Consider the following 13211-nt stretch of genomic DNA (forward strand, 5'->3'; position numbering starts at 1 on the left):
TACTAATGGAATCTTAATTTGATTTTTTCTTCTCAATAACTTAAAATAATAATATATTTAAAAATAAGTTATGAAAAGAGTGAAACTATTTGTTTGGATATGTAGTACCATATAAAGATGAATTAAAGGTTAGAGAATATAAATTGTTTAGAGCATTTTATTGTGGACTTTGTAAAACACTTGGTAAATCTTCAAATCAATTGACCAGGTTTGGACTTAATTATGACTTTACTTTCCTGGCTTTATTATTAACTGCCCTTGATGAAGATGAACCCCAAATCAACCATGAGGGTTGTATTGTTAATCCATTCAAAAAAAACCCGCTTATTAAAAAGAATCAACACCTGGAATATGCTGCAGATTTGAATGTAATCTTTGTGTTCTTAAAACTTCTTGATAACTGGCATGATGAGCATTCTTTTAAATCTTTATTAAGTATGCCTGTTTATTATTTTGCTTCAAGGGGCAAAAGGGAAAAATATGCTACAAGCTTTCATTTTTTTGAAAAATCCCTTAAAAAGCTTGAAGACCTGGAAACGGCAGGAAATGATATTGTAGATAAGAGTGCAGATGTCTTTGCCAGGATAATGTCTGTGATTTTCACTCCGGCATATATTACTGAAAAAAAATGTAGGAGGATACTTGCTTCTCTGGGTTATAATCTGGGGAGATGGATTTATATTCTGGATGCCTTTAGTGACCTGGAAGATGATATTAATTATAAAAATTACAACCCTCTTTTACTCCAGTATAATTATAGTGAGGCTGAGGGTTTACAGGAATTTAAAGATAGAATTAAAGAAAATATTGTCTTTACTCTGACTTATTCACTAAATAATTTGGCCAAAGCTTATCAACTACTTACAGTACACAGATATAATAATATACTGGAAAATATTATTTATCTTGGTTTATATCGGGTAATGGAGAAAAAATTAAATAATGGGGGAAGAGAAATTGAAAAATCCATACAAGACACTGGGACTGAGTGAAGGGGCAAGTAAAGAGGAGATTAGAAAGGCCTATAAGAGATTGGTAAAAAAGTATCACCCAGATAAATATGCCAATAATCCCCTCTCAGACCTGGCAGAGGAAAAATTAGAGGAGATTAATAAGGCCTATAATTATTTAATGAAAAATAAAGGATATAATCAAGGTCAAGATAATGGATACCAGTCTTCCAGTAACAGATATAGTAATAACAGTTATCATACCTATGCCCAGATCAGGGAGTTGATTAAACGGGGTAATATAGTTCAGGCAGAAAAGATATTGGACAGTATCTCACAGAAAGATGCTGAATGGTTTTTCTTGAAAGGGGTTATTTCCCTACAGAAAGGCTGGTATGACCAGGGTTATCAACAGATTAATAGAGCAGTTGCTATGGACCCTTCTAATAGTGAATACCGTTCTACTTTAAATAATTTGCATCAACAAAATGCAGCTTACCGTGCTTCCGGCAGGAACAGGGGATACGGTGGTGCTGATGCCTGTGATTTGTGTACCTGTTTATGTTGTAGTGATTGCTGTTGTGAGTGTTTAGGGGGAGATTTGATAGCTTGTTGTTAAAAAGGGGGGCTATTATTATGAATAGTTCTGGAGAGAAATATAGCCTTAGTAGGTTTAATGCAACAGGAGGTATTACAGTATTATTAACAATTTTTTTCCTTTATTTAGCGGTTGTACTGCCTACCACTAGAATTTTTCTTTTCTCTTTAAGCACAGTTTTTATATCAGTTATGGTAATTGAGTTTAATAATAAAGCGGCTTTTTTGACTTTTATAGCTGCATCATTACTGGGTTTAATTATTATACCAAATAAGTTGCTAATGCTGCCTTATATAATTTATTTTGGTTATTATGGGATAATTAAATCTCTGGCTGAAAAAAGGAACTGCTTAACTGTAGAATGGTTGATAAAGTATTTTTCCTATAATATAGCTTTACTGATTTTTTATTTATTGAATACCAGGATATTAAGCCTTCCCTTATTTAATACTGATATATCTGTATATATTTTAATTATCTCTGCGGAGATATATTTTCTTATTTATGATTATTGTTATAGTATAGCTGTTTCTTATTATATGCGGCTTTTGCGGGGTATAATAAAAAGCAAATAGTTACTTCTATTTGTCTTCCATTTGATAAATAAAACTTAATATTTCTGCAATGGCCTGGTATAATTCTGCTGGGACTTCTTCCCCTATATTGAGTTGTACCAGGACCTCTACAATATCATGATTTTTTTCGATTGGTATATTGTGTTCGCGGGCAGCAGCAATAATCTTATCTGCTATATCACCACTCCCATTAGCCACTATTTTGGGGGCATTATCTTTTTGGGGGTCATATGTTAAGGCGGCTGCTTTACTTAGTTTTCTCCTTTTTTTAGTCATTATTTGCATCCTTTCCCTTTATACTTTAAAATCTATATGGATAAATTCTCCAGACTGTTCTGCTAGGCTGAGTTCCAGGCTATTCAGGATAGGGGATTGTTTATGTTCCTCTTTTTCATCCAGCTGGTTAATATCGAAGTTGACCAGTTCTATACCCGATTTTGCCAGGTTATGCTTTAATTCAGGCATATATTTTTTAATTAATAGACAGGTTTTTTTACTATCACAATAAAAACTGCTGCTCAGTTTTTTTCCCGTATATGTTATATCACTCATAATCGTTCCCCTCTTCTCCAAGGAGATAATAAACCTTATCTTATAATTTTTTCCTTTTCCCTGTTTATTTTTCTCCTTTTCTGTTTTGCCTTTTTTTACTTCCAGGTGGAAAGGGACTGCTTTTTTGGAATCTGGTAACATCAATGGTATTTCTATATTAAGTAATATATTTTCCTGCTGGTTAATAAGTTGTTGTCCAAGTAAATGATTAAAGGTTTTCAAGTTTTCTTCCCCTGTTTGATTTACTAAGGATTGTAGACTCTGTTTAATGGTTTCCGGGTATTTTTCCAGTTCCTGAGCCAATTTACCAGAGGGTAAATCTATTTTAAGGAGTAGTTTATTAATTTCCCGGGAAATATTTCCTGTTTTGGAGGGAGCTGTATTTTTTTCAGTGATATTCTGTCTGGATAGATCAGCAGTTTGTAATTTAGCATGATGGATATCTTTTATTGTTGGGTTTAGTTTATTATTATCTTTTTCGAGAATGTTCTCTAATAACTGATTAATTTTATCGGCAAAAGAGGTTTCCTCTGCTTTAAGATAAGTATTACTATTTAATTCTGTATTCTGTTTACTAACATTTATTTTGATGATATTATCCAGCAGTTGTTTAATTTTGTTAGAGAGAGAAATCTGTTGGTCTACTACATTTTTCCCTGATTTAAGTATATCATGGCCTTCTGTTTCAAGATTAGTGTTGGTCTTCAGTTCTGGATTTGATTTACTTATATTTTTTTCAATGATATTATTCAGTAATTGATTAATTTCTTTTTGATGACCGGCTATAGTATCTGCTTTAGTTAGATTATTATTTGTTGTTTCAGAAGGAGTGTTCTCTTTTAGCTCTGGATTTTGCTTGTTAATATTTCTTTCAATAATACTATCTAATATTTGATTTATTTTATTAGTTAGAGAACTCTCCGGGTCAAGGGTTTCAGCTAAGCTGGATATCAGAACTGGTAAGAGAGGTATTCTATTGCTGATTAGGATGTTTAAGGCCGTAAGACGGGCATTTTGCTTAGTATTTGTATCATTAGAACTATTTGTCTGTAATTGCAGCAACTGTTCCCTACTTAGCGGGAGGTTCATTTTGCTTAATAGGGCAAACAACTTATTTTTTTGACTATGATCAAGGTTTTGTAATAGATTTTCTAGATCAGCAGGTAGGGTTGAAGGGTTATCTGTAGTAGGATTATTATTCATTGTATTCTGATTAGAGATGGTTTTATTTATAGCCTCTTGTTCCTGTGTCTCTAGATTTGTATTAATCATATTCAATAAGATATCATATGTTTTATTGGTAATTTTCATAATATCCCTCTTTTAAGGTATAGAATTTTGCTACAATTTAATTGTAGCATAAAATATCATAAAATCAAAAAATAAAATGGAAAAAATAATATTTTTTTAAATAAAAAGAAGGATTTTTACGTTTTATCTATAATATATATAATTAGAAAGAGATAAAAAAATTGTTTTACATAATTATACTGTTCTTTTCCGATAATGGTAAACCTATTGAAAGATGGGGACACAAAACCACGGGCCTAAGGTAGTTTACTACTACGGTAGCCGGGTAACCGAAGAAGAGAACCAGAAGGATCTATGCCTGTTAACCTTTTGGTTTGACAGGTTTTTTTATTTGCCATACACAGCTTAAAGCTTTATATTATAATAATTTCTCCACCCCTGAAAAGCAAGAGGTTTCTCTTGCTTTTTATTTTGCCTAAATTTAAATAGGAATATTTATTTGTTGAAGAATAATATAATAATAACTAGGAAATATTTTTAATTGAAGAAGGAGGATTTTTAATAGCTATAAAGAAATATAAAATTAAAGAGAACACAAAAAGGGAGAGGGAGAGTGAAGAGGGCAAATGGAACAGAAATATGATGAAAAATGGGAAGAACTGCTGGCTGATTTAAGCGATATGAGCGAGATAGCTGAGGATATGCTGCAAAAATCGATTAAGGCATTAGATAAAAAAGATATAAAACTGGCTAAAGAAGTAATTCAAAAAGATGACCTTCTTGATAATTATCAGATTACTATTGAAGAAGAGGCATCTCGTTTGTTAACACTTGGTCAGCCGTTAAAAAGAGATGTCTGGAATAATATAGCTGCTGTTAAGATTGCTGGTGATCTGGAAAGAGTTGGTGACCTGGCAAATGATATTGCAGAAACTGTTCTAGATTTTAAAAATGAAGAATACTTAGGACCCTTAGTAATGATTCCTGAACTGGCCAATCTGGTTTCTGATATGCTGGATACAGTTCTAGAGGCCTTTGTAACCAGGGATGTTGACCTGGCTGAGGCTGTCTGTCGTAAGGACGAAGAAGCAGATAATATATATAGACAGATTTATAAAAGCAGTATCAAAATAATTGATGCAAGCGAAGGAACCAGGAAGATTAGTCAGGTTGTTCGTTTTATTAATATTGCCAAGTCCCTTGAGAGAATAGGTGATCATGCCACAAATATTGGTGAAGAGACAATTTATACAGTGACCGGTAAGAGAGTTAAATATTAGGAAAATTATAAATAAACTCTAAGGAACCACTCCTGATAAAGGGGTGGTTTTTTTGATCAAAGCATGCCAGAGGGGTGGCAGACTGTGTGAGGATTAGGGTTTCTTTTTGTTTCTATTCCGGAGCATTTGGAGTAGGGTAATAACACTTTCCTTATCTTCTTCTGTTAGAAATTCTCCATCAAGATGGACGTTAAAACGATTTAATAATTCTTTTATTTCTACATTTGTATTTTTATCTTTCAAAATTAACTTATCTGCTGGTGCACGTTCATTGGTTCTTCCAAGGAGGTAATCGACAGATATATTAAAGTAATCTGCAATTTTTTGTAAAGTATCTATATCAGGTTTCCTTTCTCCAATTTCATACATGGCTATAGTACTAGGTGATAAGTTTAAAAATTTAGCCAGTTTCCGTTGACTAATATTTTCTTCATTTCTTAATTTTTTAATTTTGTCTTTAAGCATTATTTCACACCCTATAAAAAATCATACTTTAAAAATATCACAAAGGGTGAGTGCAATCAATATATACTCACAAATAGTGAAAAAAATATAAAATAACTATTGACATATTCACATAAAGTGATTATAATATATAAATGAAGGCGCTCACGAAAAGTGAAGGAGGTGCGTTCATGAAGAATTTAGCTTTATTAAGGAAACAGAAAAAGCTGACTCAAAAAGAATTGGCTAAAAACACTGGTATATCAGCAAGTTCCATAGCAATGTATGAAACTGGTGAGCGTAGACCAAGTTTAAAGAAAGCAAAAGTATTAGCAGATTATTTTGAAGTAACAATAGAAGAAATTTTTTTTACCAACAATATTCACGATAAGAGAGCGAATCCTAAGCAAAACTGTGCATGAGAGGATGGATTAAATTGAATGCAGGCTTGAATTGATTCAACTAAATTAAAGGGGGATTTTAAGTGAAAAAAACCATTTTATTAATTATGATCTTTGTTTTTGTTGTTAGTCTCTTTGCAACAGGTGTAATGGCTGAAGAGAAAACTATTATCAAAGTGGCTATTGGTGGAAGCGCGATCCCATCTGCTAAAAAATTGGCTGAAATGTATAATGAAAGTCATCCGGGGGTTGATGTACAGATTTTGGAAATGCCGGATTCTTCTACAGACAGTCTGAACCTATATCTTCAATTTTTTGAAGCAAAAAGTTCTGAAGTGGATATACTGGTCGTTGATGTTGTTTGGCCGGGGATTATAGCTGACCACCTTGTTGATTTAAATAAGTACGGTGCTGAGGAAATAGTTAAAGACCACTTTGAGGCGAATATCAATAATAATACTGTTGAGGGCCGTTTAGTAGCTATGCCATGGTATACTGATGCTGGTCTACTTTTCTATCGTACAGATTTACTTAAAAAATATGGTTATAATGAGCCCCCAAAAACCTGGGATGAACTGGAAGGGATGGCTGCCAGGATTCAAAAGGGTGAAAGAGCTGAAAGGAAAGAAGATTTCTGGGGTTATGTCTGGCAAGGTAATGCCTATGAAGGTTTAACATGTAATGCTTTAGAATGGATTTATTCTAATGGTGGAGGTACTATTATAAATAATGATAAGGAGATTACTATTTATAATCCTGAAGCTGTTGCAGCAGTTAAACAGGCTGCAGGCTGGGTGGGAAGTATTTCTCCTGAGAGTGTTACTGGACTAATAGAAGAATCTTCACGCCACATCTGGCAGTCTGGTAATGCTGCCTTTATGCGTAATTGGCCTTATGCGTACCAATTGGGGAATGCTGCTGATAGTGTAATTAAAGGGAAGTTTGACCTTGCGCCACTTCCTGCTGGAGACAGTGGCTTTGCTGCGGCAGCCCTTGGTGGCTGGCAGTTGGCGGTAAGTAAATACAGTAAACATAAGAAAATTGCCGCTGATGTTGTTAAGTTTATGACTTCATATGATGCTCAGAAATACAGGGCTATTGAAGAGTCTTATAATCCAACTATTAAAGCACTTTATAAAGATAAAGAGGTTCTAGAAGTTCGTCCTTATTATAATAGGCTTTATGACGTTTTCATGAGTGCTGTTGCTAGACCTACTACTGTTACTTCTACTAAGTATAATGAAGTTTCAGCATTATTCTTTAGAGCAGTACACTCTGTCTTAACAGGTAAAGATAGTGCTGATAACGCCCTTGGGTATTTACAACTAGACTTGCAGAGTGTTACCGGCTTTGAAACTAGTAGTCCGGAAACCAAATAAGTTTAATAGAGATTAATAAAAGGTTACTCTCCTGTATTGAATGGTACAGGAGAGTAATTTCAGGAGATATTGTTTGGAATGGAGGAAAATAAAATGGACAGAAATAGTAAGTTAGACTTAGTAACAGATGAGCAGAGATTAGCATATAAACTTCTTGCACCAACTTTAATTATTTTATTAATTGTAGCAATTTATCCCTTGAGTCAGGTATTTTATACTAGCTTTACTGATCGGACTTTTGCTGGTACTAATCAGACACATTTTATAGGGTTAAACAATTATAGCAAACTATTAAATTTTACTATTAAAGAATTACCTCCTGTAATAGAGCAGGGAACTAATCAGGTAAAGATTGATTCTAAAACAGGAGAAAAAGTTTATGAACCTTCTTTTAAAGTTTTACCAGGGAGTCCTAAACCTTATAAAGAGTTAAGTCAGTTTAATTTCTTGGGAAAAAGATATGTGGTTGGAGCAACTAATCCAGAATTTATTAATTCAATAATAACAACTTTAATCTTTACTCTATCGGCTGTTTCTTTAGAAACAGTACTTGGCTTAATTATTGCACTGCTTGTTAATAGTAATTTTACTGGACGTGGTTTAATGAGAGCAGTGATGTTATTACCCTGGGCTGTAATTACAGTTGTTTCAGCTAGAATCTGGGAATGGATCCTGGCCCCCAGTAGAGTTGGTTTATTCAATATGTTTCTCGAAAAGATAGGTATAGGGAATGGTCAGCTTGCTTTTCTTACTGCTGATAACTGGCAGTTGTTTTCATTGATAATGGTGGATGTCTGGAAAACCACACCTTTTATGGCTTTATTAATATTAGCAGGATTACAGCTTATACCTGGCGAACTCTATGAAGCAGCAAGGGTAGATGGGGCCAATAAGGTAAGACAGTTTTTTTCGATTACTTTTCCTTTATTAAAACCTGCACTTGCTGTAGCATTGATTTTCAGGACTTTAGATTCTTTAAGGGTTTTCGGTTTGTTTCAGGTGCTTGTCGGACAAAGGCTCTATTCCCTGGCCAGTTATAATTATTATCAGTTGGTTGGTAACAGGGCCATGGGCCTGGCTTCAGCTGTCGGTGTTATTATTTTTATGATTATTTTTGTATTTGCAGTAATCTACATGAGATTATTGGGGGTAGATAGTGAATGATTATAGATATCAAATATATATTTAAGAAAATTCTTTTTTGGTCTGTTATTATGATTATCGTTCTTTATTTATTGTTTCCTTTTTACTGGGCAGTTAACTCTTCTTTAAAATCAGAGGCCCAGCTACAGATGATTCCGACTACGCTTGTGCCTAGAAATCCGGAAACAATGGATTTCAGTCCTACATTGAGGAACTTTGCTGCCGTCTTTAAAAATAAAATTTTCGTGAAAAGCATATTGAATAGTGCTATTGTGGCAGGAAGTACAACCTTGTTAGCATTGATTGTTGGTTCTTTTGCTGCCTTTGCTTTAGGCAAATTAGCTTTTAGGGGGAAAAAACCTGTACTTTATTTGATTTTAGCTATGACTATGTTTCCTCAGATAACTGTTTTGTCAGGGCTATATGCAGTAATAACTAAATTTAATTTGAGTGCTAGACTTAGTATGGTTATTTCATATATGATCTTTACTTTACCTTTTACTACCTGGGTTCTTACTTCATTTTTTAAAGAGCTGCCCAAGGAAATAATGCAGTCAGCACAGGTTGACGGAGCTACTCCATTTCAAACATTTTATTTGGTCTTGCTGCCCTTAACTGCTCCAGCATTGGTTACAACGGGTTTATTAGCTTTTATTGCTGCCTGGAATGAGTATCTATTTGCATTGACCTTTACTGCAATTGAGCCTTCTGCTCGGACCATCCCTGTAGCTATTGCTCTTTTCACTGGTTCTGTTGTAAGACAGGTACCCTATGGTGAGATTATGGCAGCTGCTGTTATAGTAACTGTTCCGGTAGTTATACTGGTATTTATCTTCCAGAGGAGAATTGTACAGGGCTTGACAGCCGGTTCAGTAAAGGGGTAAATTGCGACGCGAGATCGCATTTAGATAAATGTTTGAAGTGCTTGAAATGACTACGTTTCAAGTATACTACAAAGTATTATTAAATCTTATGAGGAGGTTATGTAATGAACAGAAAATGGTGGAAGGAAGCTGTTGTCTATCAAATTTATCCGCGGAGTTTTAATGATAGTAATGGAGATGGTATTGGTGACTTACAAGGAATTATTGAAAAATTGGACTATCTAAAGTGGTTAGGGGTTGATGTCATCTGGTTGAATCCTATTTATCAATCACCTAATGATGATAATGGTTATGATATTTCGGATTATTATAATATTATGAATGAATTAGGAACAATGGCTGATTTTGATGAACTATTGGAAGAGACCCATAAAAGGGAGTTAAATCTGGTAATGGATTTGGTGATAAATCATACATCTGATGAACATGACTGGTTTGTTGAATCCCGTTCATCCAGGAATAATCCTAAAAGGGATTTTTATATCTGGCAGAAAGGAAAAGATGGTAAAGAGCCTAATAACTGGTTATCCAGATTTTCCGGTTCTGCCTGGGAATATGATGAGAAGACAGGTGAATATTATCTCCACTTATTTTCCAGAAAACAGCCTGATCTTAACTGGAAAAACCCGGAAGTTAAAGAAGAGGTATTTAAGATGATAGATTGGTGGTTAAAAAAAGGTATTGATGGCTTCAGAATGGATGTCATTAATTTTATCGGCAAGGCAGATGGACTACCTGACTCTAAAAAAACAGATAGTCCAGAACAGTATGCTAATCAACCATTGGTCCATGAAGTACTGCAAGCAATGAACCGTGAAGTTTTAAGCAATTATGATATCATGACAGTTGGAGAGACCCCTTTTGTGACACCAGAAATTGGGAGGCTTTATGTTCAGGAAGAACGCCAGGAACTGGATATGATCTTTCACTTTGAACATGTCTATCTGGCGAATTTTACAGGGGAAAATTTCATTAAGTACAAAGAAATTCAGAAAAAGTGGTATGATGTTATCAGAAAAAACGGTTGGAACAGCCAGTATCTGGCTAATCATGATCAGCCCAGGCCAGTTTCCAAATTTGGGAATGATCAAAAATACCGTTGTGAGTCAGCCAAGCTGCTGGCAACTATGCTCATGACCTTACCAGGTACCCCATACATTTATCAGGGTGAAGAGATTGGTATGACTAATGTTAAGTTTTCCTCCATTGAGAATTATAATGATATCTGGACCGTTAATAAATATAAAGAAGAAATTGCTAAAGGGCGTGACCCGGAAGTAGTTTTGAATGAGTTGCAGCCACTAAGTAGGGACAACAGCAGGACTCCTATGCAGTGGAATAGTAATCAAAATGCTGGTTTTACATCAGGAACCCCCTGGTTAAAAGTTAACCCAAATTATAAAAAAATTAATGTAGAGAAGGCATTGCTTGCTCAGGATTCGGTTTTAAACTATTATAAGAAAATGATTTCATTTAGAAAAGAACATGCGACCTTAGTTTATGGTTCATATCAACCATTAATGGAAGATGACCAGCAGATTTATGCTTATATTCGTAAATCGAATAATGAAAGCTTACTTGTAATATTGAATAATTCTATTCTTGAGAAAGAGTTTGATTGGAATCAGCTAGAATTAAAAGAGAGAGATTTATTAATTGCCAATCTTCCAACAGCTAATAAAGATAAGGGGGAGAAAACTATCTTGCGTCCCTATGAAGCTAGAATATATAGCATATTTTAAAGTATACTATCATTTTTTAGAAGAAGGAAGCAAAGGGATGGGTCCTTTGCTTCCGTTTATCTTTAAAAATATTCCAGAAATATAATTATAGAAATTAATGATAGTTAAACCCATACTGCAAAGATATCCTTATTATCCACCCTGATATCCTCACTCCTGTATTCCTTATTATCGTTCTTGTCATAGATAACCAGATATCCTTGATCAGCATTTTCAAGTTCTAAGTAACCATTTAATTGTTTTATTCCTTCCTGATGATACTTATCTCCCCGCCAGACCTTTAACTCAATAATATATTTATGATTATTAAAGGTTATAACTACATCCTGCCTCTGTTCAAAGCCTGTCTGACTCTCTACAAAATAAAAACCTCGACCGTTAATTATGGGTTTAAAAAAGGCTAGTAATAAAAGCCTTCCCTGTCTCTCTATAAAACCTTTATCAAATTTGCCATATACACTTTGCATATATTCTTGGTATTTCAGTAGCGCTATTTTTATATCCAATGTTCCATTCTCATTCTCATAAAGACCTCTTGCTGTATAATTACTTAGCTTTTTCCCAACTTCTTCTTTATGTTTTTTAGCAATCATGTAATTATATAATATCAATTCAAATATTTTGTTATGAATAGCTAACCTTCCATTATCATTCTTAAAAATACTATGCATTATACCCTGGTTATAGGCGTGAACATTATACTGGGTAGTTTCATTTTCAATAATAAGACTATAGATAGTATTATATAGTTCTTCATTATTCTCCACATTTTTGATCAAATCATCAAATAAGGTATTACTCTCGTCAAGTAATATATTGACAGCTTCTTCAATACCTTTTTCTGAAAAATCTTCATCCAGTTCCTCAGCTATTAACTTACATATTTTACTAACAAGATAGGGATATCCTGATGTGTACTTATGTAGTTTTTCAGCAATTGTTTTTGTATCCATCTCTATTTCCTGGTGTTCAGATAAATAATCCAGAAGTAATGATTCTATTTCCTCCTGATCAAAATCCAGATCGACTTTAAAGGTTTCAGCTACATTCCAGGGGCTATTGTACTGAGATTTAGACAAGTTTTTTGCTTCTGCCTCTGTAATTATCCTTCTCTCTGCTATATGTGTTTTAATCCTTTTAATATCTGATACTCCTGCTAATATTACACTTTTAAAGGTTACATCTTCATTTGACTGCTGGGCTATATATTTTTTTCTAAGCAAACCCAAAAAATCCATAAAAACATAGTAATTACTTGCTTTATCAACTTCATCAATTAATAATAATATCTCTTTTTCACTTTCATAACACCATCTACTAATGGCTTTACTAACATCATTCAAATTCTTTAAATCATGTCCATAACTTTTTATTTTTTCTGCTATCTCTGGCTGAAATAATTCAAAAGGTTCAGCAAATACATGAAAAATGTTTTGTGAAAAGACTTTATCATCTTCAAACAGATAACTACTACCTTCAAAACTTGTCGAAACTACAAGATATTTATCTGATAATTCTTTTGCCAGAAGCTTAAGTATGGTTGTCTTACCTTTTTGCCTCGCTCGATTTATAGTAAAATAATATCCTGTTTCTATCATCTTAATAATTTTATATAGTTTTTTTGAAATATCAGCCATGTAATGTAAGTGTTTTACACAGGTTGTTGTTACATTAAATCTTCTCATTAAAATAACACCTGGCCTTTCGAAAGCATTATTCCTCTAAGTTCTTATACTATATTATACCGTGTTTTCCATAAAATTAAAAGGCACTCTATCTAAATGAAAAAGGAAATGATTTTTAACTATTTTACAATTGAATTGATAAAATTAATCAGATAAGCTATAATAATGTATAAATAATTCAAAAAATTACTGCCTGTGGTGCAACCTTAAACTGTTCTTGTGTGTTTTAGCCAAATACGTAGTGCCTGTGGTGCAACCTTAAACTGTTCTTGTGTGCTTTAGTCAAATACGTAGTGCCTGTGGTGCAACCTTAAACTGTTCGAACAG

At 33.7% G+C, this 13211-nt stretch carries 13 protein-coding genes and 1 riboswitch; of the genes, 9 read left to right on the top strand and 4 right to left on the bottom strand.

Features of this window, described 5'->3' with window-relative positions; translation table 11 throughout:
• Positions 1 to 89 precede the first annotated feature (89 nt).
• Genes GM661_RS01670 through GM661_RS01680 form a run of 3 tightly spaced genes read left to right on the top strand, consistent with a single transcriptional unit; the run spans position 90 to position 2123 of the window.
• Positions 90 to 992, top strand: a complete 903-nt coding sequence (locus tag GM661_RS01670; protein ID WP_125987545.1) for a DUF5685 family protein — start codon at positions 90 to 92, stop codon at positions 990 to 992.
• Positions 958 to 1569, top strand: coding sequence for a J domain-containing protein (locus tag GM661_RS01675; RefSeq protein ID WP_125987547.1), 612 nt, complete (start codon positions 958 to 960; stop codon positions 1567 to 1569). Before GM661_RS01670 ends, GM661_RS01675 begins: the two co-directional genes overlap by 35 nt.
• A 17-nt stretch (positions 1570 to 1586) precedes the next feature.
• Positions 1587 to 2123, top strand: a complete 537-nt coding sequence (locus GM661_RS01680) for a hypothetical protein (protein ID WP_125987549.1) — start codon at positions 1587 to 1589, stop codon at positions 2121 to 2123.
• A gap of 6 nt (positions 2124 to 2129) precedes the next feature.
• Here the strand turns inward: GM661_RS01680 and GM661_RS01685 are convergent, their stop codons facing one another.
• Entirely contained in the window at positions 2130 to 2399 is a 270-nt protein-coding gene (locus tag GM661_RS01685) for an EscU/YscU/HrcU family type III secretion system export apparatus switch protein (RefSeq protein WP_125987551.1), read from the bottom strand.
• Positions 2400 to 2417: 18 nt separating this feature from the next.
• Complete coding sequence (locus GM661_RS01690) at positions 2418 to 3986, bottom strand: flagellar hook-length control protein FliK (protein WP_230868475.1); 1569 nt, start codon at positions 3984 to 3986, stop codon at positions 2418 to 2420.
• Between the two features lie 187 nt (positions 3987 to 4173).
• A riboswitch (cyclic di-GMP riboswitch) is annotated at positions 4174 to 4260 on the top strand.
• Positions 4261 to 4552: 292 nt separating this feature from the next.
• Between GM661_RS01690 and phoU the strand changes: the two genes are divergently transcribed.
• Positions 4553 to 5206, top strand: coding sequence for a phosphate signaling complex protein PhoU (phoU, locus tag GM661_RS01695; protein ID WP_125987554.1), 654 nt, complete (start codon positions 4553 to 4555; stop codon positions 5204 to 5206).
• A gap of 93 nt (positions 5207 to 5299) precedes the next feature.
• Here phoU and GM661_RS01700 read toward each other — a convergent pair whose 3' ends face one another.
• The gene (locus GM661_RS01700) at positions 5300 to 5671 is read right to left on the bottom strand and encodes a helix-turn-helix domain-containing protein (protein WP_230868476.1); all 372 of its coding nucleotides are present in this window, start codon (positions 5669 to 5671) and stop codon (positions 5300 to 5302) included.
• 170 nt (positions 5672 to 5841) lie between these two features.
• Between GM661_RS01700 and GM661_RS01705 the strand changes: the two genes are divergently transcribed.
• The 5 genes from GM661_RS01705 (at position 5842) to GM661_RS01725 (ending at position 11199) form a co-directional block, all read left to right on the top strand.
• Positions 5842 to 6072: a helix-turn-helix transcriptional regulator gene (locus tag GM661_RS01705; RefSeq protein WP_125987558.1), complete on the top strand. Its 231-nt coding sequence runs from the start codon at positions 5842 to 5844 to the stop codon at positions 6070 to 6072.
• A 62-nt stretch (positions 6073 to 6134) separates the two neighbouring features.
• On the top strand, positions 6135 to 7430 hold the full coding sequence (locus GM661_RS01710) for an ABC transporter substrate-binding protein (RefSeq protein ID WP_230868477.1): 1296 nt from the start codon (positions 6135 to 6137) through the stop codon (positions 7428 to 7430).
• Between the two features lie 93 nt (positions 7431 to 7523).
• Positions 7524 to 8594, top strand: a complete 1071-nt coding sequence (locus GM661_RS01715) for a carbohydrate ABC transporter permease (RefSeq protein WP_230868478.1) — start codon at positions 7524 to 7526, stop codon at positions 8592 to 8594.
• Positions 8591 to 9457, top strand: coding sequence for a carbohydrate ABC transporter permease (locus GM661_RS01720; protein ID WP_125987562.1), 867 nt, complete (start codon positions 8591 to 8593; stop codon positions 9455 to 9457). Before GM661_RS01715 ends, GM661_RS01720 begins: the two co-directional genes overlap by 4 nt.
• A 104-nt stretch (positions 9458 to 9561) precedes the next feature.
• On the top strand, positions 9562 to 11199 hold the full coding sequence (locus GM661_RS01725; protein WP_230868479.1) for a glycoside hydrolase family 13 protein: 1638 nt from the start codon (positions 9562 to 9564) through the stop codon (positions 11197 to 11199).
• A gap of 104 nt (positions 11200 to 11303) precedes the next feature.
• Here GM661_RS01725 and GM661_RS01730 read toward each other — a convergent pair whose 3' ends face one another.
• The gene (locus tag GM661_RS01730) at positions 11304 to 12884 is read right to left on the bottom strand and encodes a hypothetical protein (protein ID WP_230868480.1); all 1581 of its coding nucleotides are present in this window, start codon (positions 12882 to 12884) and stop codon (positions 11304 to 11306) included.
• Positions 12885 to 13211 lie beyond the last annotated feature (327 nt).

This window comes from Iocasia fonsfrigidae (assembly GCF_017751145.1).
Lineage (GTDB): Bacteria > Bacillota > Halanaerobiia > Halanaerobiales > DTU029 > Iocasia > Iocasia fonsfrigidae.